Annotated in this window: 19 protein-coding genes; 7 read left to right on the plus strand and 12 right to left on the minus strand. The window is 65.4% G+C overall.

The window, feature by feature from the left end:
• Positions 1–2 precede the first annotated feature (2 nt).
• The 3 genes from BM190_RS31755 to ggt form a co-directional block, all read right to left on the minus strand.
• The gene (locus BM190_RS31755) at positions 3–1,019 is read right to left on the minus strand and encodes an FAD binding domain-containing protein (RefSeq protein ID WP_092261587.1); all 1,017 of its coding nucleotides are present in this window, start codon (positions 1,017–1,019) and stop codon (positions 3–5) included.
• Positions 1,020–1,023: 4 nt separating this feature from the next.
• Positions 1,024–1,638: a (2Fe-2S)-binding protein gene (locus BM190_RS31760; protein ID WP_026202892.1), complete on the minus strand. Its 615-nt coding sequence runs from the start codon at positions 1,636–1,638 to the stop codon at positions 1,024–1,026.
• Positions 1,639–1,808: 170 nt separating this feature from the next.
• Positions 1,809–3,395 (minus strand): gamma-glutamyltransferase, encoded by a 1,587-nt coding sequence (gene ggt / locus BM190_RS31765; RefSeq protein WP_092261588.1) that lies wholly within the window; start codon positions 3,393–3,395, stop codon positions 1,809–1,811.
• A 198-nt stretch (positions 3,396–3,593) separates the two neighbouring features.
• Here ggt and trhO point away from each other — a divergent pair, with 198 nt between their 5' ends.
• Both trhO and BM190_RS31775 read left to right on the plus strand, forming a co-directional pair.
• On the plus strand, positions 3,594–4,388 hold the full coding sequence (trhO, locus tag BM190_RS31770) for an oxygen-dependent tRNA uridine(34) hydroxylase TrhO (protein ID WP_092261589.1): 795 nt from the start codon (positions 3,594–3,596) through the stop codon (positions 4,386–4,388).
• The gene (locus BM190_RS31775) at positions 4,378–4,596 is read left to right on the plus strand and encodes a SlyX family protein (RefSeq protein ID WP_092261590.1); all 219 of its coding nucleotides are present in this window, start codon (positions 4,378–4,380) and stop codon (positions 4,594–4,596) included. Before trhO ends, BM190_RS31775 begins: the two co-directional genes overlap by 11 nt.
• A 6-nt stretch (positions 4,597–4,602) precedes the next feature.
• On the opposite strand, the gene BM190_RS31780 is transcribed toward BM190_RS31775, so the two are convergent.
• Together BM190_RS31780 and BM190_RS31785 are read right to left on the minus strand one after the other, a co-directional pair.
• Positions 4,603–6,507 carry a sensor domain-containing diguanylate cyclase gene (locus tag BM190_RS31780; protein WP_092261591.1) on the minus strand — a complete coding sequence of 635 codons (1,905 nt, stop codon included), beginning with the start codon at positions 6,505–6,507 and terminating at the stop codon, positions 4,603–4,605.
• Between the two features lie 172 nt (positions 6,508–6,679).
• Positions 6,680–6,895 (minus strand): hypothetical protein, encoded by a 216-nt coding sequence (locus BM190_RS31785; protein WP_177237414.1) that lies wholly within the window; start codon positions 6,893–6,895, stop codon positions 6,680–6,682.
• 107 nt (positions 6,896–7,002) lie between these two features.
• On the opposite strand from BM190_RS31785, the gene hemE reads away from it, so the two are divergent.
• Positions 7,003–8,037 carry a uroporphyrinogen decarboxylase gene (hemE, locus tag BM190_RS31790; protein WP_092261592.1) on the plus strand — a complete coding sequence of 345 codons (1,035 nt, stop codon included), beginning with the start codon at positions 7,003–7,005 and terminating at the stop codon, positions 8,035–8,037.
• Between the two features lie 164 nt (positions 8,038–8,201).
• Here hemE and hemC read toward each other — a convergent pair whose 3' ends face one another.
• From hemC to BM190_RS31805, 3 genes are read right to left on the minus strand one after another with little or no spacing between them, the layout of a single operon-like run.
• A complete protein-coding gene (gene hemC / locus BM190_RS31795; protein WP_092261593.1) occupies positions 8,202–9,182 on the minus strand; it encodes a hydroxymethylbilane synthase in 981 nt (326 codons plus the stop codon).
• A gap of 25 nt (positions 9,183–9,207) precedes the next feature.
• On the minus strand, positions 9,208–10,833 hold the full coding sequence (locus BM190_RS31800) for a GMC family oxidoreductase (RefSeq protein ID WP_092261594.1): 1,626 nt from the start codon (positions 10,831–10,833) through the stop codon (positions 9,208–9,210).
• A 55-nt stretch (positions 10,834–10,888) separates the two neighbouring features.
• Entirely contained in the window at positions 10,889–11,479 is a 591-nt protein-coding gene (locus BM190_RS31805) for a TetR/AcrR family transcriptional regulator (protein WP_092261595.1), read from the minus strand.
• A gap of 100 nt (positions 11,480–11,579) precedes the next feature.
• On the opposite strand from BM190_RS31805, the gene BM190_RS31810 reads away from it, so the two are divergent.
• A complete protein-coding gene (locus tag BM190_RS31810; protein ID WP_092261596.1) occupies positions 11,580–11,945 on the plus strand; it encodes a nuclear transport factor 2 family protein in 366 nt (121 codons plus the stop codon).
• A gap of 327 nt (positions 11,946–12,272) precedes the next feature.
• Positions 12,273–14,234, plus strand: coding sequence for a putative bifunctional diguanylate cyclase/phosphodiesterase (locus BM190_RS31815; protein WP_092261597.1), 1,962 nt, complete (start codon positions 12,273–12,275; stop codon positions 14,232–14,234).
• 103 nt (positions 14,235–14,337) lie between these two features.
• Here BM190_RS31815 and BM190_RS31820 read toward each other — a convergent pair whose 3' ends face one another.
• From BM190_RS31820 to pgm, 4 genes are all read right to left on the minus strand, one after another.
• Positions 14,338–15,318 carry a PDR/VanB family oxidoreductase gene (locus BM190_RS31820; protein WP_018323222.1) on the minus strand — a complete coding sequence of 327 codons (981 nt, stop codon included), beginning with the start codon at positions 15,316–15,318 and terminating at the stop codon, positions 14,338–14,340.
• A gap of 11 nt (positions 15,319–15,329) precedes the next feature.
• On the minus strand, positions 15,330–16,082 hold the full coding sequence (locus tag BM190_RS31825; RefSeq protein WP_092261598.1) for a GntR family transcriptional regulator: 753 nt from the start codon (positions 16,080–16,082) through the stop codon (positions 15,330–15,332).
• 3 nt (positions 16,083–16,085) lie between these two features.
• Positions 16,086–17,135, minus strand: coding sequence for an aromatic ring-hydroxylating dioxygenase subunit alpha (locus BM190_RS31830; RefSeq protein ID WP_092261599.1), 1,050 nt, complete (start codon positions 17,133–17,135; stop codon positions 16,086–16,088).
• 315 nt (positions 17,136–17,450) lie between these two features.
• A complete protein-coding gene (gene pgm, locus BM190_RS31835) occupies positions 17,451–19,097 on the minus strand; it encodes a phosphoglucomutase (alpha-D-glucose-1,6-bisphosphate-dependent) (protein WP_092261600.1) in 1,647 nt (548 codons plus the stop codon).
• A gap of 128 nt (positions 19,098–19,225) precedes the next feature.
• On the opposite strand from pgm, the gene BM190_RS31840 reads away from it, so the two are divergent.
• Together BM190_RS31840 and BM190_RS31845 are read left to right on the plus strand one after the other, a co-directional pair.
• Positions 19,226–19,429: a hypothetical protein gene (locus tag BM190_RS31840; RefSeq protein WP_143109112.1), complete on the plus strand. Its 204-nt coding sequence runs from the start codon at positions 19,226–19,228 to the stop codon at positions 19,427–19,429.
• A gap of 85 nt (positions 19,430–19,514) precedes the next feature.
• Positions 19,515–20,660, plus strand: coding sequence for an alpha/beta hydrolase family protein (locus BM190_RS31845; RefSeq protein WP_092261601.1), 1,146 nt, complete (start codon positions 19,515–19,517; stop codon positions 20,658–20,660).
• The last annotated feature ends 29 nt before the right edge of the window (positions 20,661–20,689 follow it).

Here is a 20,689-nt window from a genome sequence, read left to right on the forward strand (position 1 = left end):
GATCAGATCTCCATCGTTACGGCCTGCTGGAGCGCGCGCGCCACCACGCGCTTGCCGAGCGCGATCTTGAAGCTGTTGTGCCGGCGGCCGCGGGCGTCTGCGAAAGCGGCATCAGCGACGCGTTGCGCCAGAGCTTCGTCGAACTTTTGTCCCTTCAGCAGCGCCTCCGCCTCGCGCGCCCGCCAGGGCATGGTGGCGACGCCGCCGAGCCCGACGCGCGCATCCCGGATCGTGCCGTCCTGCACGTCGAGCGCGATCGCAGCAGAGGACAGTGCAAACTCGTAGGATTGCCGGTCGCGCGCCTTGAGATACACCGAGCGCGGCCAGCGGCCCTGGATCGAGAAGGCCGAAATCAGCTCGCCGGGCTGAAGCGTGGTCTCGATATCCGGGGAGTTCCCCGGCGCCTTGTGCAGCTCCGCGAACGGTATGCTGCGCGTGCCGGCCCTGCCCGTGATCTCGACCACGGCATCGAGGGCGATCAACGCCTGCGCGAGATCGCCGGGATAGGTCGCAATGCACTGATCGGACGTGCCAAGCACGGCATGCATCCGGTTGACGCCGTCCATGGCGGCACAGCCGGAACCGGGATTGCGCTTGTTGCAATTCTCATAGGAGACGTCGCGAAAATAACTGCAACGCGTCCGCTGCATCACGTTGCCGCCGAGCGTTGCCATGTTGCGCAACTGGGCGCTGGCTGCGAGCTTCAGGGAACTCGCGATCACCGGATAATTGCGCTGGATCTCGGCATGGGCCGCCACGTCGGACATCTTTGCGAGCGCACCGAGCCGCAAGCTGTCGCTGCCCGGCTCGATTGCCGACCAGGCCTGCGCGAGCGGATTGATATCGACGATCGCGGCGGGCCGCATCACGTCCAGCTTCATCAGATCGATCAGCGTGGTGCCGCCCGCAAGCGGCTGGGCTATCGCCTGCGACAACGGATGGTTGGCTGCTGCGGCGGCGCTCAGCGCCTGCACGGCCATGTCAGGGTCTGTTGCCCGCTGATACGAGAAGGGTCGCATGCGCCTAGCCTTTCATGATCTCGGGCGCGGCTTGCTTCACAGCCGCGACGATGTTGGGATAGGCCGCACAACGGCAGATATTGCCGCTCATGTATTCGCGGATGTCGGCCTCGCTCCCGGCATGCCCCTCCTTGACGCAGGCCACGGCGGACATGATCTGGCCGGGCGTGCAATAGCCGCACTGGAACGCATCGTTGTCGACGAAGGCCTGTTGCATCGGGTGCAGGCGATCGTCGGTCGCCAGCCCCTCGATCGTCGTGATCTCCTGCCCTTCCGCCGCGAGCGCCAGCGTCAGGCATGACACCACCCGCCGATCGTCGATCAGCACTGTGCAGGCGCCGCACTGGCCGTGGTCGCAGCCTTTCTTGCTGCCGGTGAGCTTGAGGTGATCGCGCAGCGCATCGAGCACCGTGGTGCGCGCGTCGATGCGCAGGCGCTTGTCCTTGCCGTTGACGTGCAGCGTGACCTCGACAGGAAGTGAGGGGTCCTGTGCAGCTGGGGCTTTGGCTTCCTCTGTGGCCGCGCGCGCTGTGATCGGGACGAGCGCACTGCCAGCCGCGCCGGCCATGAAGGCGCGCCGATCGAATGCTGATCGTTTGGAACTTGAGGTGTCGGACATCGAGGCCTCCGCCGCTTATCTGCAAAGCAGCGCACGCCCTGCACCGCTCATCGCCCCTTAACCGGAAGCGATGAACTCTGTTCCGAACGAGAAAGGGCGACGCAGCAAATGCCGCGCCGCCCTTCGTCAACTTTTCCTGATCTTGCGCGCGGAACCCCGCGCGGCAGCACTCAATAGCCGAGCGCGCAGCCGTCCTTTCGCGGATCGGAGCCGCCGGTGAGCGTGCCCTTGTCCCAGTCGATCCAGATCGCCTGCGCGCCGCCGAGCGGGCCGACCACGCTGGTGGTCTTGTGGCCGAGCTTCTTCAGGCCCTCGACGATCGCAGCCGGCACGCTGTCCTCGAGCTGATACTGGCCCTCGTAGTGCAGGCCGCGCGGCATGTCGATCGCCTCCTGCACGTCGCAGCCATAGTCGAGGATGTTGGTCACGACGCGGGTCTGGCCGACCGGCTGGTACTGCCCGCCCATCACCGCGAACGGCATCACGGAGCGGCCGCCCCTGGTGAGCAGGCTCGGCATGATCGTGTGCAGCGGCCGCTTGCCGCCGGCGATGCAGTTGGGATGGCCCGGCTGGATGCGGAAGCCGCCGGCGCGGTTCTGGAACAGGACGCCGGTCTTGTTCGAGACGATCGCCGAGCCGAAGGAATGCGCGATCGAATTGATGAACGAGCAGACGTTGCGGTCCTTGTCGACGACGGTGATGTAGATCGTCGACGGATTCATCGGCGGCGCGACGTTCGGCAGGTCAAGCATGCCGTCCATGCGGATCTTGGCGATGTGCTCGTCGCAGAATTCCTTGGCGAGGATCTTGGCGACCTCGACCTGCATGTGGTCGGGATCGGCGACGTGCAGCTCGCGATGCATGTAGGCGATGCGCGCGGCTTCCGCCTCGAGATGGAAACGCTCGATGCTGAGCGGCGCGTATTTCGTCAGGTCGAACCGCGACAGGATATTCAGCATCAGCAGCATGGTGAGGCCGGGCCCGTTCGGCGGGCACTGCCAGACGTCGTACCCTTTGTACATGGTGCCGATCGGCGTCGTCGTCTCGGTGGTGTGCGCGGCGAAATCGTCGAGCGTATGCAGGCCGCCGATGCCCCTGAGGGTCTCGACCATGTCTTCGGCAATCGGGCCCTTGTAGAAGGCGTCGCGGCCGTCCTTGGCGATCGCGCGCAGCGTTTTGCCGAGCTCGGCCTGGCGTATGACGTCGCCGGCCACCGGCGGCTTGCCGCCCGGCAACAGGTAACGCACGGTGTTGGTGCCGCCCTTCAGCTTCTCGAACTGGTTCTTCCAGTCGAAGGCGATGCGGGGGGCGACGACGTAACCTTCCTCGGCCGCCTTGATCGCGGGCTGGAGCAGCCGGTCGAAGCCGAACTTGCCATGGTCGCGAAGGACGGTCGCGAACGCATCGACCACGCCGGGAATCGAGACCGCATGCGCCGAGGTCAGCGGCACCGAGTTGATCTTGCGCTCCAGGTACCAGTCGGCGTTCGCCGCCTTCGGGGCACGGCCGGAGCCGTTATAGGCGATGATCTTGCCCTCGCCGCGCGGCTGGATCAGCGCAAAGCAGTCGCCGCCGATGCCGGTCGATTGCGGCTCGATCACGCCAAGCAGGGCCGAGCCCGCAACCGCCGCGTCCACCGCGGTGCCCCCCTCGCGCAACACCTCGATCGCGGCGAGCGAGGCCTGCGGATGCGAGGTCGCCACCATCGCGTTGGTAGCGTGGACCGTGGACCTGCCTGGGAAATGAAAGTTTCTCATCGAATGCTTGCTCTCTTGGGCCCGTGGCGCGGATGGCGCGCCATCTCGGAAAAACCGGGGTTACATGACACATTCCGGCAGCTTTCGGCAATGCTGGCATACCAGGGAAATGGCTGCCATCCGCTGGGCGAATAGACCTTTCGAGGCCGGCGGCCATGCGGGTTTTCCGGGCCGCACGCGCCTGCTAAACGAACCGCCATGTCTGATCCGAATTCGATCAAGGTCGCCGCCTTCTACCAATTCACCACCCTCCCGGATTACCGCGAGCTGCGCGAGCCGCTGCGCGCGTTCTGCGCCGGTATTGAGCTGAAGGGCAGCGTGCTGCTGGCGCAGGAGGGCATCAACGGCACGCTCGCCGGTGCGCCGGCGGCGATCGACGCTCTTGCCCATGAGCTGGCGAACGGCGACATGTTCGGCGGCAGGCTGCACAATCTCGAATTGAAATTCTCGGCCGCCGAAGCGATGCCGTTCGGGCGGCTCAAAGTGCGGCTGAAGAAGGAGATCGTCACGCTTGGCGATACGGCTGCCGATCCGACCCGCCAGGTCGGCACCTATGTCGATGCGAGCGAATGGAACGCGCTGATCTCCGCGCCCGACATGCTGCTGCTCGACACCCGCAACGCCTTCGAGGTGGCGATGGGAACGTTCGAAGGCGCCGTCGATCCCGGCATCAGGAGCTTTGGCCAGTTCAAGGATTTTGCCGCCGTCGAGCTTGATCCAGCAAAGCACCGCAGGATCGCGATGTTCTGCACCGGCGGCATCCGCTGCGAAAAGGCGAGCGCGCACCTGCTCGCGCGCGGCTTTACCGAGGTCTATCACCTCAAGGGCGGCATTCTCAAATATCTGGAAGAGGTGCCGGAGGCGCAGAGCCGCTGGCGTGGGGAGTGCTTCGTGTTCGACGAGCGCGTCGCGCTCGGCCATGGTCTGCAAGAATCGCGCTTGCAAGAATCCGGTTTGCGCGAACGAAACAAGGATGCGACGCGTGACGAATGAGATCAAGACGCTGAGCGAGCGCATCGACACGCTTGAAACGCGCCTCGCCTACCAGGACGACACGATCGAGACGTTGAACCAGACCATCACCGCGCAGTGGAAGCAGATCGATCTGCTGACCCGGAAGATCGCAGAGCTCGGCGAGCGGCTGCAGGAGGCCGAGGCCAATGCGCCCGGGCCCACCAACGAGCCCCCGCCGCATTATTGAGCCATCTTACTGGCCGGAGGCCTTGGGCAGCAGGTTCATGAGCTCGCCGGACATCACCAGGCGGTCGCGGCCTGCATCCTTGGCGGCGTAGAGCGCCCGGTCGGCGGCCTCAACCAGCGAGGCCACGCCCGCCGTGCGCTCCAGCGCCGGCCGACAGGTCGCACCGCCGACCGAGGCGGTGACACATCCGGACTCCGGATTGGTGGCATGAACGAGGCCGGCTTCGTGGATGGCACTGCGGATCCGTTCGCCGAAAAGGGCGCAGCCGACGGCATCGGTGTTGGGCAGCAGCATGGCGAATTCCTCGCCGCCATAGCGCGCCGCCAGATCGCCCGCGCGTTGCGTCTCGGCCGCGATGATCTTTGCGACCAGACGCAGGCAGGCATCGCCCGCGGGATGGCCGTATTCGTCGTTATAGGCCTTGAAGTGATCCACATCGATCATCAGCAAAGCAAGGCTCGAGCGGTCGCGATAGGCGCGCGCCCATTCCTCTTTCAGCCGCTCGTCGAAGCGGCGGCGATTGGCAAGGCCGGTGAGGCTATCCTCGATCGCAAGCGTCTCGAGCCTGGTTTCCAGCTTCTTGTGCTCGGTGATGTCGCGGGAGATCGCGACCACGCCGTCGACGCGGCCATTGTCCTTGCGCGTCACCCGCATGGTCGATTCCAGCCAGACTTCACCGTTCTGCCGGTGCGAGTTGCGGTAGGTGAGACGCGCCTCCTCCCGCTCGCCACGCTTCATGGCGTCGACGATCGCCTGGACCTCCGGCAGATCCTCCGGATTGATGCCCGCCAGCGCCGGCGTGCCGATCAATTGATTGGCGCGCCAGCCGACGACGCGCGCGGACGAGGGCGAGACATAGCGCAGCCGCTCGTCGAGCCCGATGCGGGTCACCATGTCGCTGGAGCCTTCGGCGAGCAGGCGGAAATGCGCCTCTTTCTCGACCAGGGCCGCGGCCATGCGCTGGCCCCGCTGCAACTGCCGCACCAGCACGGCGCCGATGACCGCAATCAGCATCACTAGCGCGGTGACGTAGAGCATGCGGGAGATTGCCGCGGCGCGCCAGGGCGCGAGCAACTCGTCCTTGTCGACTGTGGCAAGCAGAAGGAGCGGGAAACGGCCGCTGCGCTTGAAGAAGCTGACGCGCTCGGCGCCGTCCAGGGGAGACTTGAAATAATAGGCCCCGCTCGGCCGTTGCAGGCTCGCGTCGCGGAATAACGGCTTGTCGGAAACGCTGCGTCCGACAAATGTCTCGTTGCTGGGGTTGCGAGCGATGATCAGGCCATCGCCATGCGTGAGCGACACCGAGCTGTTGCGGCCGATCTCGAACTGCTCGTAGAAATGCGAAAGATATTTTGAGCTGATGGTCGCGAGCACTACCCCGCCGAAGCTGCCGTCGGGCTTGTTGAAGCGGCGCGACAGGGTGACGACCCATTCGCCGTCCAGGAGGCTCTTTACGGGACGGCCGACATAGGGCTCTCGTTTCGGGGAGAGCTGATGATAACGGAAAAACGCATCGTCGCTGAGCGTTGAGCCGATCGTGCCGGGCGCGGTCAGCCAGTTGCCTTGGTCGTCGATGATGGCGAGGCTGTGAACGCGCTCGATGGCCTTTTTGCGTACTTCCAGCAGGGTGCGCAGTTTGGCGATCGTGGCCGGTGCAGTGCCGTCCATCTCGAGCCGGCTGACGACGCCGACGACGCCGGAATCCAGCAGATCGAGGCTGTCCTCGGCATGCTGGGTCAGCGAGCGGGCGACGTTCGCCATCTCGGTCTCGGCACCCCTGAGCACCGCGTCGCGCGCAGCCCATTCGCGCCAGCCACTGACGCCGAGGATGGTCGCGCAGGTCAGCACGACGAACGCCGCCGCGCGCAGCGGCAGGCGGCTCCATCCGGCTCTTTGGGTCGCAAGGCTCATGCGGCAGAATTCTCCGATCGTCGGAAACTCTGCTGCTTCTATTATTGAACTCTGAAATCACTACTGGAATACGCGGCCATCTCCCCGGTTTCCAGTAGTCCTACGGACACCGCGATCAGCACATCGCTAACAAGGTATTAGCAAGCCGATCGGAATCGGGCCTCGCCTGCCCTTAGCTGAATATCGCCTTGACCTTGTCCCAGAGCGAGGGGCTGTCGGCTTCCGCATCAGCCTTCGTGGGTGTTGGCTGGGTGGCGCTTACGGGATCAGACGCTGGGAACGTGTCCTTTAGCCCGGCGTCGAGCTTGGATTGCCGATCAGCGGCGAGCGCCTCGTGCGGATCGACGGCGTGCTTGTCGTGCGGGGCGGGATTGAATCTCTCAGCCATGATCTCCTCCATCGGCTGGATCAACGCGGCCCTCTTGCGCTGGTTCCCCTGTTCCGCTGAGGGCCGGAGCGGTGTATCAGAGGCCATAACCTTGCTCAGGACCATTCGTGCCCCAATCTGCGACGAAACCTTTCATCGACGTGCTCTCCGGCCAGCGCCAGAGCATCCCGCCCATGTGGATGATGCGGCAGGCCGGCCGCTATCTGCCGGAATATCGCGAGGTCCGCGCCAAGGCCGGCGGCTTCCTCGACCTGTGCTTCAACCCGGAGCTTGCGGCCGAGGTGACGCTGCAACCGATCCGCAGGTTCGGCTTCGATGCGGCGATCATCTTCTCGGACATTCTCGTGATCCCCTACGCGCTCGGACGCTCGGTGCGGTTCGAGGTCGGCGAGGGCCCGCGGCTGGATCCGCTGGATGATCCTGCGAAGGTCGCAACGCTTGCCGCGCGCGCCGACTTTGGCAAGCTCGAGCCGGTGTTCGAGGCGCTCAGGATCGTGCGCGGCACGCTCGATCAAAAGGTCGCGCTGATCGGCTTCTGCGGCGCGCCGTGGACTGTCGCGACCTACATGGTCGCGGGCCAGGGCACGCCCGACCAGGCGCCGGCGCGGATGATGGCCTACCGGCATCCGGAGGCGTTCGCTGAAATCATCGACGTGCTGGTCGAGAACTCGATTCAATATCTGCTGGCGCAGCTCGCCGCCGGCGCCAATGCCTTGCAGATCTTCGACACCTGGGCCGGCGTGCTGCCGTCGGCCGAGTTCGCGCGCTGGTCGGTCGAGCCGACGCGCCGCATCGTCGAGGGCGTGCGGGCCAAGGTGCCGGATGCGAAGATCATCGGCTTCCCCCGCGGCGCCGGTGCGCAATTGCCGGGCTATGTCGAGGCGACCGGCGTCAATGCGGTCAGCATCGACTGGACCGCGGAGCCCGGTTTCATTCGCGAACGCGTGCAAAGCAAGGTCGCCGTGCAGGGCAATCTCGATCCGCTGGTGCTGATCACGGGCGGCGCCGCGCTCGACCGCGCGGTCGACAACACGCTGGCCAATTTTGCCCAAGGACGGCTGATCTTCAACCTCGGGCACGGCATCCAGCCGGAAACGCCGATCGCCCATGTCGAGCGGATGATCAAGCGCGTGCGGGGCTAGTTCGCCCGCCCCCAACGGGGCGGAAACAAAAAACGCGAAAACAACCCCATGCACAGTAGACAAGTCATTGAAAAAGCTGGGCCGGCAAGATCCGACTCACCAGCCGCGTTTGACACGTCGGGCAAAACAGGCGCACGGCCGCATGATCTCGTGATCGCGGCAGCCTAGCGCGGCCGGCTGCGCTCGATGATCTCGGCGGCCCCCTTCGTCAGCAGATCCAGACCCACGGCACGGCCGAGCTCGCGCGGGCGATTGGCGGGGCCTGCGCGCGAAGCCTCGATAATGATGTTGCCGGAAAGATCGAGCACGGATGCGGTGAGCGACATCTGATCGCCCGTGATGGTCGAGAAGCCCGCCACCGGCGAATTGCAGTGGCCGTTCAGCACCCACAGCACCTCGCGCTCGGCGTCCGCGCTGGCGTGCGCGGCGGGATCGTCGATCGACGACAGGATCTGCCGCGTTTGCCAGTCCTGCGCGGCGCATTCGACCGCAACGATGCCCTGCCCCGCCGCGGGCAGCATCTCGGCCGCGGTGAACTCATAGGCGATGCGGCCGGCGAGGCCGACACGGTCGAGCCCCGAACGCGCCATGATCAGCGCATCGGCCGGTCCCACCGTGCCGCCATCCGGCAGGCGCTGCTTCTCGCCATTGTCGAGCTTTCGCACGCGCGTGTCGGCGGCGCCGCGGAAGTGGATCACGTCTACATCCGGAAACAGGCGTCGCGCGTAAGCGGCGCGACGGACCGCATTGGTGCCGATTTTGAAACCCTTGCCGCGGGACTGGCGCAGCGCCTCCAGCGTCACGCCGTCGCGCAGCACCAGCGCGTCGCTCGGCGGATCGCGGGACAGCGTGGCGCCGATGACGAGGCCGGGCGTGTCCTCATTGCCCGGCATGTCCTTCAGCGAGTGCATCGCCGCCTGCAATTCGCCCGACAGCACGGCGGCGCGGATCTGCGCCACAAAGGCGCCGCCCTTGCCGCCATGGGGCAGCAGCTTGCTGGTCTGATCGAGATCGCCCGTGGTGTCGAACTTGACGATCTCGACGTCGAGACCGGGCACGGCGGCGGTCAGGCGGCGCGCGATCTCTTCCGTCTGTGCCAGCGCCATTGTGCTCTTGCGTGTGCCGATCCGAAATCGAGTAGCCAAGTCCAAACCCTCTCAAGACGCGAATTTATCGCGCATCCTCCAATATCATGTCGGAGGCCTTTTCGGCGATCATGATGATCGGCGCGTTGGTGTTCCCCGAGACGAGGTCCGGCATGACCGAGCCGTCGACGACGCGAAGGCCTTCGAGCCCCCTCACCTTCAGCCGCTGGTCGACCACCGCGAGCGCATCATTGCCCATACGACAGGTCGAGGTCGGATGGTAGATGGTGCTGCCGCGCTCGCGGCAATATTCCAGCAGCTCGGCGTCCGTGGATACCTTCGCCCCGGGATCGTACTCATTGACCACGAATGGCTTCAGCGCCGGCGCATTCAAGATCTTGCGCAGGATCTTCAGACCTTCGACGTTGGTGGTGCGGTCGGTCTCGGTCGACATGTAGTTGATGCGGATCTCCGGCGGCACCGTCGGATCGGGGCTTCGGATGCGCAAGGTCCCGCGGCTTTCAGGACGGAGCTGGCACACAGAGGCGGTGAAGCCGGAGAAATCGTGCAGCTTCTCGCCCATCTTGTCGGTCGAGAACGGCAGGAAGTGCACCTGGATGTCGGGCGAGGCCAGCCGCGGGCTGGTCTTGAAGAACGCGCCCGCCGTGCCTGCCGCAATCGTCAGCCACCCCTTGCGAAACAGCGCATAGCGCGCGCCGGCCATGGTGCGCCGGAGCGGATGATTGACGGTGTCGTTGAGCGTGATCTTCTGCGAGCAGCGCATCACGATGCGGACCTGCATGTGGTCCTGGAGGTCGTGACCGACGCCCGGCGCGTCCAGCACGACATCAATGCCGTGCTTGCGCAGGAGATCGCCAGGGCCGACGCCGGAGAGCTGCAGCAGTTGCGGCGAGTTGTAGGCGCCGCTCGACAGCACGATCTCTCTTCGCGCGCGGGCCCGGCGCAGAGCTGCGCCTTGCCGATATTCGACGCCGACGGCGCGGCGGCCCTCGAACAGCACGCGCTGGCCGAGCGCGGAGGTTTCCACCTTGAGATTGCTGCGGGTCCTTGCCGGGCCGAGATAGGCCACCGAAGTCGAGGCGCGCCGGCCGTTGCGCGTCGTGGTCTGGAACAGGCCGACGCCTTCCTGCGTGGCGCCGTTGAAATCAGGATTGTAGGGCAGACCGGTCTCGACCCCGGCGTCGATGAAGGCCTTTGACAGTGGATCGGTCACGACCATGTTGGAGACAGGCAGGGGCCCGCCGCTGCCATGATATTGGTCGGCCCCCCGCGACTGATTTTCGGCCTTCTTGAAATAGGGCAGCACGTCGTCGTAGCCCCAGCCGGTGTTGCCGAGCTGGCGCCAGCGGTCGTAGTCTTCGTGCTGACCGCGGACGTAGAGCAGGCCGTTGATCGAGCTCGATCCGCCCAGCGTCTTACCGCGCGGCTGGAACACCTGGCGTCCCTTCAGCTCGGGCTCCGGCTCGGTCTGGTACATCCAGTTGACAGACTTCTCCTTGAACAGCTTGCCGTAGCCGAGCGGCACGTGGATCCAGATGTTGGAATCCTTCGGGCCGGCCTCGAGCAGCAGCACGCTGTGCTTGCCGTTCGCCGAGAGCCTGTCGGCGAGCACGCAGCCGGCGGAGCCGGCGCCGACGATGATGTAGTCGAATTCGGGATCGGACGGCGCGAGGGAGGAGTTTAGGGTCATGTCTTGTCAGTCTTCTTGTTGGTTGGGGCGTTTCCGTCTGCGTGGCTTAGCACAATCATTCCCGCAGGCGCAGCGCCTCGACCAGCGACTTGAACGCACGGGCATATTCCGCGCCTGCCCTTGCGATATCAGCGCGTCCGGCGCAGGCGACCGCGGCCTCCGTCACCGCGCCGAGCAATAGCCGCGCCAGCGGCTCGACCGGTTGCTTTGCGATCAGGCCAGCCTCCATCGCCGCCGCAATCGCGCGCGGCAGCTTGCCGCCAAAATGCTGCGCGTCGATCTCGCGCCAGCGCTCCCAGCCGAGCACGGCCGGGCCGTCGCGCAGGATGATCTGGCCGGTCGGGCCCTTGGCGGTCGCCGCGAAATAATGCTGCGTGCCGGCGACCATCGCTGCGAGCACGTCCTTCTCGGCGCGAGCCGTGCCATCGATCTCGACGACGAGGTCGCGCGAGACCTGGTCGAACACGGCTTCGAACACCGCCTCCTTGGTCTTGAAGTGATGATAGACCGCGCCCTTGGCGACGTGGGCTGCTTCCGCGATCTCGTCCATGGTGGTAGCGGCAAAGCCTTGCGTCCCGAACAGGCGGCGCGCCGCCGACAAGATCGCTTCCGATGTCGCCGCCCGCCGCTCCGCCTGTTTCGCCATGAGTCTCGTCTAGTCGAATTCGGCAGGGGCGGCCAGTTGACTTTTTGACCCTCGGTCGGTATTTACCGACTATCAGTCGGTTTTAATCGCGAGGTTTGCCATGCCGAGCCGTGACGTCATCGAAGCTTTTGCGCAGCGGTTGGAGGCCGGGGATTTCATCGGCGCAATCGAGCAGTTCTGCACGCCCGACGCCGCGACCTATGAGAACAACGGCGCCCCGACGATCGGCCGTGACAAGCTCGTCGCCAAGGAGCGTGCCGTGCTGGCGGCCTCGAAAGAGGTCAGGGCCGTCCGCATCGGACCGAGCCTGATCGACGGCGACCATGTGGCGACGCGCTGGACGTTCAGCTTCACCAACGCAGAGGGTGTCTCACGGACGCTGGACGAGATCGCGTGGCAAACCTGGCGCGGCGACCAGCTCATCGAAGAGCGGTTCTACTACGATCCGAAGCAGCTGGGGCGGTGACGACGTCTCTCCACACAGGTGTCATCGCCCGGCTTGACCGGGCGATCGAGTATTCCAGAAACGGTTGGGATTCCTCGATAGGCCGCGGCGTACTGGATGCCCCGGTCAAGCCGGGGCATGACGGCGAGCTAGTGGGGAGCCCCTGCTCTCATTACAGCCGTAATCCGAAGTCTGCATTTGTATCGATTTGTTATCGATATCACGTCACGAACACGCAGAAGTGGTCGCGGCGAGCGCCGCAGTCAGGGATAATTCATAGTTCGTCAAAGGTTTGCGGCGAATTTCCCTGAAGGAGCCGACCAACGGCCCGTCCTGCTAGGCTCTGAAATGCGGACTCAAACGACCAGCTATGTCGCGCGGCTGTTCGCGGGCGATTTATCGGCCTTTGGCGGTCCCGCAACCGACGAAGCCGTGGCCGGCCATATCCGCGCCGAGCAGATGTCGATGGTGCTCGGCTATTCAGTCGGCATCATGCTCGCCAATGCCTGCAACGCCATCGTGCTCGCCATTGCGCTTTGGCAATCGCCGGACAGGATAGCCGCCCTCATCTGGGCCGCCGCCGTCGCCAGCGCAGCGATCGCATTCGGCCTGCAATCCCGCGCGGCCCGCCGCATCACCAAGCCGCAATTCGTCTCGCGCCGCGCCATGCACCGGCTGGTGCGCAACGCCTTCGTCCTCGGCACCGCCTGGGGCATCGTCCCCGTCGCCTTCTTCGACAATGCTTCGACCGGCGGCCAGCTCGTCATCACCTGCCTGTGCTCGGGCATGCTGGCCGGCGGCGCGCTCGCCTTCGCCACCATCCCGATCGCAGCGATCGCCTTCACCGCCCCGATCTTCGTCGGGATCGCGATCTGCCTCGGCAGGAACGGCGATCTGGCCTTTCTGCTGATCGCCTTCCTCGTCGTGGTCTATGGCAGCGTGCTGATCCGCGGCGTGTTCGTCAATTCCTTCTCGTTCGCGCGGCGCGTGATGCGGCAGATCGAGGCGGAGCGCACGGTGCGGCTGGATCCTCTGACCCACCTGCCCAACCGCGTCGCCTTCAACGAGACGCTCGAGGCCGCGCTCAAGCGACTGGCATTGTCCGGCGAGGAGTTTGCGGTGCTGCTGCTCGATCTCGATCGCTTCAAGGAGGTCAACGACAAGTTCGGCCATCCCGCCGGCGACGAATTCCTGGTCCAGGTCGCAAGCCGCCTGCGACGCTGCACGCGCGCCGCCGAGCATGTCGCGCGCATCGGCGGCGACGAGTTCGCGCTGGTGATGGCCAATCTGGCGCGTCCCGAGGATGCCCTCGAAATCGCCGAACGCTTCGTCGCGGCCTTCACTGAACCGTTCCGCATCGAGGGCCGCCAGATCGGGGGCGCGACCAGCGTCGGCATCGTGCTGGCGCCGCGCGACGGCACTACACCGCTTGACGTCATGAAGAATGCCGATGCCGCACTCTACCGCGCCAAGAAGGTGGGACCTGGCACGATCCGCTTCTTTGACGCCAGCGACGACAGGGTGTCACGCGATCGCAAGGCGCTGCAATCCGACCTCGAGGGCGCGATCGCGCGAGACGAGCTGTTGCTCGTGTTCCAGCCGTTCCTCGATCTCGACCAAAGCCGGATCACCGGTTTCGAGGCGCTGCTGCGCTGGCAACATCCTGAGCGCGGACTGGTGCCGCCGAGCGAATTCATCCCGATTGCGGAAGAGACCGGGCTGATCCACGAGATCGGCGAATGGGTCGTCCGCCGCGCCTGCGCGACGGTTGCCGAGTGGCCGGACGAGATCAGGGTCGCCGTCAACTTCTCGGCCGCGCAGTTTCATAACGCCGGCATCCTCCAGATCATCGTGCAGGCGCTGGCGGACGCGAAGATCGCGCCGCACCGGCTCGAGATCGAGATCACGGAATCGATGCTGCTGTCGAAATACGGCTCGGCCGAGCCGGTTCTGAACGCGCTGCTGCAGCTCGGCGTCACGGTCGCGCTGGACGATTTCGGGACGGGTTTCTCGTCCCTCACCTATTTGCGCAAGTTGCCGTTCAGCCGCATCAAGATCGACCAGTCCTTCATCCGCGACATGCTGGTGCAGCCGGACTGTGCCGCCATCGTCAAGTCGGTGATCTCGCTCGCGCGCGACCTGCGCATCGCCGTCGTCGCAGAAGGCGTCGAGACTGCCGACCAGCTCGACTATCTCAGGCAGATCAGTTGCGACGAGGTCCAGGGCTATCTGATCAGCCGGCCGGTGTCGGTGGATGGCGTGCTGGCGCTGCTGGACAGGAAGAAGCTTCGGGCGACGTTTGCGGCGTAGTTTGCGGTAGATCCTGAGTGCAGGCAATGAGGGAGGTGAGCCCCCTCCCCCGCAAGCGGGAGAGGTTGGGGAGCCTGCCGCCCGACTTCCCTAAGCCATTCCCTCAGATCGCATCCGCCCGCAGCAACGTATCCACCGTGATCGTGCCCCGCGCGCGGGAGACGCAGGCGCAGATCTTCTGGTTGCTTTGCTTCTGATGGTCGCTGAAGAAGACGTCGCGATGGTCGATCTCGCCGTCGACCTCGACCACGTCGATGGCGCACAGGCCGCATTCGCCGCGCTTGCAGTCGTACATCACGTCGTGACCGCTGGCGTTGAGCACGTCCAGCATCGAGCGCTCGCGCGGGATTTCGAGCTCGACATCGGAGCCCTTCAGGCGCACGCGAAACGTCTCGGTCGGCAGCGTGCCGCTGGAGCCGAAGGTCTCGTAGCGGAGATCGGGCAGCGGATGGCCCGCGCCGATCCAGGCGTGGCGTGCGGCATCGAGCATGCGCATCGGGCCGCAGAACAGCGACAGCGTGCCTTGCGGCAATGACGCGAACACCGCATCGAGGTCGAGCCGTTTGCCTTCATCGCTGGCATGAACGACCAGGCGATCGCCGAGAATTCCGGCGAGATCGTCGAGATAGGCAGCCTCGCCGCGCGAGCGCACCGCATAATGCAGCGTGACGTCAGCCCCGCGCCGCGCCAGCGCCTGCGCGGCGCCGAGGATCGGCGTGATGCCGATGCCGCCGGCGATCAGGCAATAATTTTCACGGGACCAGTCCACCGCAAGCAGCGAAGCGGGCTGCGTGATGTCGAGCCGCGCGCCCGGCGCGAGCTGCCACATGTAGCGCGAGCCGCCGCGGGAATCATCGGCACGGCGCACCGCGATCTTGAAGCCGGTCGAGATGGCTTCGCCGACCAGCGAATAGGACCGCGTCTCCGGCAGGCCGTCGATGGTCACGCTGACATTGATGTGGCTGCCGACCGGATAGGCGGCGGCGTCGAACTGATCCGGCCGGATCAGGAATTCGCGGATGCCGGGGGCAAGATCGCGCGTCGAAACGAGCGTTGCCGGAATCCAGGTTTCGATGAAGCGCATGATGATTGCCCTCAATCGGTTGTGGTCTTGATCAGTGCGAGCGCCGGCAAGAGGTCGAGATGGGTGCGGTTGCGCAGCGCGAGGCGCAGATTGCGCACCGCCAGCCGCGCATGCTCGCGCATGACGGCTTCGGCACGCGCGCCTTCGCGGTTCTCGATGGCGTCGATCACGACACGGTGGTGCTCCTGCCCGATGATCAGGATCTGCTGCGCCTCGGGCAGCGCCGATTGCGCCATCACGAAGCCGCTTGGGGATGCGAACGGCAGCGCCGAGGCGCGGTCGATCTGGCGGATCAAGGGTGGGCTGCGCGACAATTCCGTGAGCAGGGCGTGAAAGCGCGCGTTCAGCGTGACATAGGACGAGAACGCTTCGATCGAGATCGGCACCTGCCGCAGCAGTTCGTCGATCGCGGCAAGGCACTCCTTGAGCGGCTCCAGCTCGCGCGCGGAGACGCCGCGCTCGGCGGCGAAGCGCGCAGCGAGCCCTTCCAGCGTGCCGCGCAGCTCGATGGAATCGGAGATGTCGCGCTCCGAAAACGCCTTCACCATGAAGCCGCCGGACGGGATCGCCTCCAGCAGGCCTTCCTCCTCCAGTCGCACCAGCGCCATGCGCACGGGGGTGCGCGAGGCCCCGGTGGTCTCTACCGCCTGGAGCTCGGAGATGCGCTCGCCCGGACGTAGGGAGCCGGACAGGATCTGGTCGCGCAGCGCAAGCTGCGCCTTGACGGTCTGCGAGACGGAGCGGTCGACCTCACGTTCGGCCATGATCTACTCCGCCGCCTGAAGGTGCTGCGGCCCGTTTTCCTTGGCCACCATCCTGTCGATCAGCTTGCGCGTCCACATCGCGCCGGCGTCGATGTTGAGGTTATAGAAGATGCGATCGGGGTTCTCGTCCATGGCGCGCTGCTGCGCCTCGAGGATCAGCTCGTCCTCGTGGAAGATGCCGGAAACGCCCTCGCGGATCTCGGAGGTGATGCGCTGCTCACCGAGCTGATAGTTGCGCACGAAGGCCCAGAAATAATGGCAGGTCTTCTCGGTCTCCGGCGTGATGGTGTTGAGCACGAAGCCGTTGACGCCCTGCGAGCGGTCGCCTTCCGGCGCGCCGGTGCCTGTGGGCGCCACGCCGACGTCGATCGCGATGGTGCAGGGAGCCTCGAAACGGATGATCTGCCAGCGATCGACGGGACCGGACTTGCCGAGTTGTTTCGCCCAGAACGGCGGCGGCTCGATGTTCCGCATCCAGCGCGTCACCGTGACCGTCTTCTCACCATGGGTGACGTCGAACGGCGCCTCCGCCACCGCCTCGTTGCCGATGGAGGAGCCGTGCACGAAGGTCTCGTGGGTGAGATCCATGAGATTGTCGAGCACGAGGCGATAGTCGCATTTGACGTGGATGGTCTTGCCGTCGCCGGCCCAGGCCGGATCGTGATTCCAGTGCATGTCGGGGACGAGCGCGGGATCGGCCAGCGCGGGATCGCCCATCCAGAGCCAGATGTAGCGGTGGCGCTCGACCACGGGATAGGCGCGGACGCAGGCCGACGGATTGATGGTCTCCTGCGAGGGCATGAAGGTGCAGCGTCCCTGTGCATTGTATTTCAGGCCGTGGTAGCCGCAGACGACGGTGTCGCCTTCGAGCCGGCCCTTGGACAGCGGCACCAGGCGGTGCCAGCAGGCATCCTCCAGCGCGGCGACCGAACCGTCGGCCTTGCGATACATCACGACATGCTTGCCGCAGATCGTCCGCGGCATCAGCGCAGCTTTCACGTCCGCGTCCCAGGCCGCGGCGTACCAGGCGTTCATCGGGAAGGGCTTTGTCATTGTCTCACTCCCACGGCTTGTGAATACGTTATGTATACAATAGCGGAGGCAAAGAAAGGTTCAAGTGGCAATTTAGCTGTACTATAATACCTTTATGTATTTTGATGTATACACACCAAGGTGGCGGGTCATTCCCCGCGAAAGCGGGGAATCCAGTACTCCGCAGCGGGCATGAGACTCACACAACTGGAGCCGCGGCGTACTGGATCACCCGCTTTCGCGGGTGATGACAGCGGTGGATGCGGCAAGCGGTCCGCTTCTGAGCGGCAGAGGTATCCCTGCGGGCAGCAGCGAGAGCCGTAAGCGTTCGGACCCTTAAGCCCCGAATACCTTGGCCAGGCCTGCCTTGGCCTCTTCCTGAATCCGCGTCAGGTGCTCGGTACTGCGGAAACTCTCGGCGTAGATCTTGTAGACATCCTCGGTCCCTGACGGCCGCGCGGCGAACCAGCCGTAGTCAGTCTCGACCTTGATGCCGCCAAACGGCTGGCCGTTGCCGGGCGCCTTGCTCAGCGTTGAGCGGACGGGGTCGCCGGCGAGATCCTTCAGGCCGAGCTGCTCGGGCGTGACGGACTTCAAGATATTCTTCTGCGGCCCGGTCGCGGCGACGTCGATACGCGCGTAATGCGGAACGCCGAACTCGGCGGTGAGATCATTGAAGAGCTGGCTGGGATCGCGGCCGGTCTTGGCCATGATCTCCGCTGCGAGCAGGCCAAGGATGACGCCGTCCTTGTCGGTGGTCCACACCCCGCCATCGCGGCGCAGGAACGAGGCCCCTGCACTCTCCTCGCCGCCGAAGCCGAAGCCGCCGGTGAGGAGGCCGTCGACGAACCATTTGAAGCCGACCGGCGTCTCGACCAGCTTGCGGCCGAGCTTCTTGGCGACGCGGTCGATGATCGAGCTCGACACCACGGTCTTGCCGATCGCGGCATCCCGGCTCCAGTTCGGGCGGTGCGCGAACAGATAGGAGATCGCGGTCGCCAGATAATGGTTCGGATTCATCAGGCCGCCGGTGCGCGTCACGATGCCGTGGCGATCGGCGTCGGTGTCGTTGGCAAAGGCGACGTCGAAGCGGTCGCGCATCCCTATCAGGCTCGCCATCGCATAAGGCGATGAGCAGTCCATGCGGATCTTGCCATCCCAGTCCACCGTCATGAAACGGAAGGTCGGGTCGATCGCCTCGTTCACCACGGTGGCCTTCAGGCCGTAGCGCTCGATGATCGGATGCCAGTAATGCACGGCGGCGCCGCCGAGCGGATCGATGCCGATCTTGATGCCGGCGGATTTGACGAGGTCGAGATCGACGACATTGCCGAGATCGGCGACGTAGGGCGTGACGAAGTCATAGGCATGGACGTTCGAAGACTTCAGCGCCTTGGCATAGTCGATGCGCTTCACGCCCTTGAGGCCGTCGGCGAGATAGGCATTGGCGCGCTTCTCGACGACACCAGTCACATCGGTGTCGGCCGGGCCGCCATGCGGCGGATTGTATTTGTAGCCGCCATCCTCCGGCGGATTGTGCGAGGGCGTGATGACGACGCCGTCGGCGAGACCGCTGGTACGGCCCTTGTTGTAGGTGAGGATCGCGTGAGAGATGACCGGCGTCGGCGTGTAGCCGCCGTCCTTATCGATCATGATGTCGATGCCGTTGGCGGCGAACACCTCGACGGCGCTGACCAGTGCCGGCTCGGCCAGCGCGTGAGTGTCGATGCCGATGAACAGCGGTCCGGTCAGCCCCTTTTCCCGCCTGTAGTCGCAGATCGCCTGCGTGGTCGCGAGGATGTGGCCCTCGTTGAAAGTGTTCTTGAACGAGGTGCCGCGATGGCCGGAGGTGCCGAACGCTACGCGCTGCGCGGGATCTGTGACATCGGGCTTGCCGGCAAAATAGGCCGTCACCAGCCGCGGAATATTGGTGAGCGCGTCCGGCGAAGCCTGCTTGCCCGCCGCGGGATGAACATCAGCCACTGAACTATCCTCGTCGTTGTCAAATTGAGGCCCTGCCGCACCATAGCATTGGGCTTGCACACGCCAACTCAAAAGCCATCGGCCGACGCCGGCAACAAATGGCCGCATTTGGGTCCATGAATGGGGACATGACCATTCTCGCAACGGCCCTGCTGCTCGCCAGTTCCTTGGTGCTATCGTCTCCCGGATACGTCGAGCAAACCGGCGTCGAACGCAACCCGATGCTGCGCAACGCAGCCGTGGATCATGACCTCGCCAAGGTGAGGCGCCGGTTCGAGCGGGAGCTCCGTAGCGACACCACGGACACCTCTGGCGCATCCACCGGGCGCTAGCGCCGCGCGTCGTGCACGTAGGCACCGCAATGCAAATTGCGGGATCGTGCTATGGTCGAGGCCTTCCGGCTGTTCGAATCGCCTCATGGCTGTCCTGCGCAAGCTGCTCCCTCTGCTGATCGCCTGGCTGATCCCGGCGGACGGGCCGTCGTCTGCGGTGGCCGCGGAGTTCTACACCGAGGATCTCCGCATCCCCATGGCGGAGGCCGGGCCGCAGGGGCTCGAGGCCTTCCTGGTCCGCCCGGCCGGGACGAAGCGCTATCCGCTGGCGCTGCTCAGCCACGGCTCGCCGCGCAGCTTCGACGACCGCGCGACGATGTCCGCGCACAAATATTACGGCATTGCGCTGGAATATGCCCGGCGCGGCTTTGCCGCGCTGATCGTGATGCGGCGCGGCTACGGCAGCTCGCCCGGCGGACGCGTCGACAGCGTCGGCGGCTGCGCGAAAGCCGCTTATCTGCCCGCAGTCGCGGTCGCGGTTGCCGACTTACGGGCCGCGATCGATGCGATGGCGCGCCGCCCTGACGTCACAACGACGGGCATGATCGCGGCCGGCCATTCCGCCGGCGGGCTCGCCACGATCGCGCTCTCTGCGCAGGCGCCGTCCGGTCTCGTCGCCGCGATCAACTTCGCCGGCGGCCGCGGCTCGCGCGACGACGACGACGTCTGCAATCCCGATGGGCTGGTGCAGGCCTTCGCCACCTTCGGCAAGACCTCGCGCGTACCGACGCTGTGGGTCTATGCGACCAACGATTCCTATTTCGGCCCCGACCTCGCGCGCCGCCTCCATGACGGATTTCGCACCAGTGGCGGCAATGCAAAATTCATTGCGGCGCCGCCGTTCGGTGACGACGGCCACTACATCTATGCGGTGGCGAGCCGTGCGCAATGGACGCCCTATGTCGACGCTTTCCTGCGCGAGCGCGGCCTCGTCAGCCGCGACATCCTGAGCCCGCCCGATCCGCTGCCGCCGCCGCGCCAGCTCAATGAGGCCGCGCGGGCCGAGTTCGCGCGCTATCTCGCCAGCATGCTGCCGCACAAGGCGTTCGCGGTGTCGCCGAATGGCGGCTACGGCTGGCGCTCGGGGCACATCACGGCCGACGACGCCCGGCGCGAGTCACTGGCGGCCTGCATGAAATGGTCGCCGACCTGCACGCTCTATGCGATCGACGACCGGCTGGCTGAACCTGCGCAAGCGACGTCCACCGATCAGAGCGCCCGCGCGCGCTAGTTGCCGCAGCGGAGGCCGGTTTATTAACT

The organism is Bradyrhizobium sp. Rc3b, from assembly GCF_900114915.1.
Classification (GTDB): Bacteria; Pseudomonadota; Alphaproteobacteria; order Rhizobiales; family Xanthobacteraceae; genus Bradyrhizobium.

What these genes read in the sequence shown, in the direction of transcription:
- BM190_RS31755 (WP_092261587.1), bottom strand. Translation starts at nt 1,019, where the DNA reads ATGCGACCCTTCTCGTATCAGCGGGCAACAGACCCTGACATGGCCGTG.
- BM190_RS31760 (WP_026202892.1), bottom strand. Translation starts at nt 1,638, where the DNA reads ATGTCCGACACCTCAAGTTCCAAACGATCAGCATTCGATCGGCGCGCC.
- ggt (WP_092261588.1), bottom strand. Translation starts at nt 3,395, where the DNA reads ATGAGAAACTTTCATTTCCCAGGCAGGTCCACGGTCCACGCTACCAAC.
- trhO (WP_092261589.1), top strand. Translation starts at nt 3,594, where the DNA reads ATGTCTGATCCGAATTCGATCAAGGTCGCCGCCTTCTACCAATTCACC.
- BM190_RS31780 (WP_092261591.1), bottom strand. Translation starts at nt 6,507, where the DNA reads ATGAGCCTTGCGACCCAAAGAGCCGGATGGAGCCGCCTGCCGCTGCGC.
- BM190_RS31785 (WP_177237414.1), bottom strand. Translation starts at nt 6,895, where the DNA reads ATGGCTGAGAGATTCAATCCCGCCCCGCACGACAAGCACGCCGTCGAT.
- BM190_RS31800 (WP_092261594.1), bottom strand. Translation starts at nt 10,833, where the DNA reads ATGACCCTAAACTCCTCCCTCGCGCCGTCCGATCCCGAATTCGACTAC.
- BM190_RS31805 (WP_092261595.1), bottom strand. Translation starts at nt 11,479, where the DNA reads ATGGCGAAACAGGCGGAGCGGCGGGCGGCGACATCGGAAGCGATCTTG.
- BM190_RS31810 (WP_092261596.1), top strand. Translation starts at nt 11,580, where the DNA reads ATGCCGAGCCGTGACGTCATCGAAGCTTTTGCGCAGCGGTTGGAGGCC.
- BM190_RS31815 (WP_092261597.1), top strand. Translation starts at nt 12,273, where the DNA reads ATGCGGACTCAAACGACCAGCTATGTCGCGCGGCTGTTCGCGGGCGAT.
- BM190_RS31820 (WP_018323222.1), bottom strand. Translation starts at nt 15,318, where the DNA reads ATGCGCTTCATCGAAACCTGGATTCCGGCAACGCTCGTTTCGACGCGC.
- BM190_RS31825 (WP_092261598.1), bottom strand. Translation starts at nt 16,082, where the DNA reads ATGGCCGAACGTGAGGTCGACCGCTCCGTCTCGCAGACCGTCAAGGCG.
- BM190_RS31830 (WP_092261599.1), bottom strand. Translation starts at nt 17,135, where the DNA reads ATGACAAAGCCCTTCCCGATGAACGCCTGGTACGCCGCGGCCTGGGAC.
- BM190_RS31840 (WP_143109112.1), top strand. Translation starts at nt 19,226, where the DNA reads ATGACCATTCTCGCAACGGCCCTGCTGCTCGCCAGTTCCTTGGTGCTA.
- BM190_RS31845 (WP_092261601.1), top strand. Translation starts at nt 19,515, where the DNA reads ATGGCTGTCCTGCGCAAGCTGCTCCCTCTGCTGATCGCCTGGCTGATC.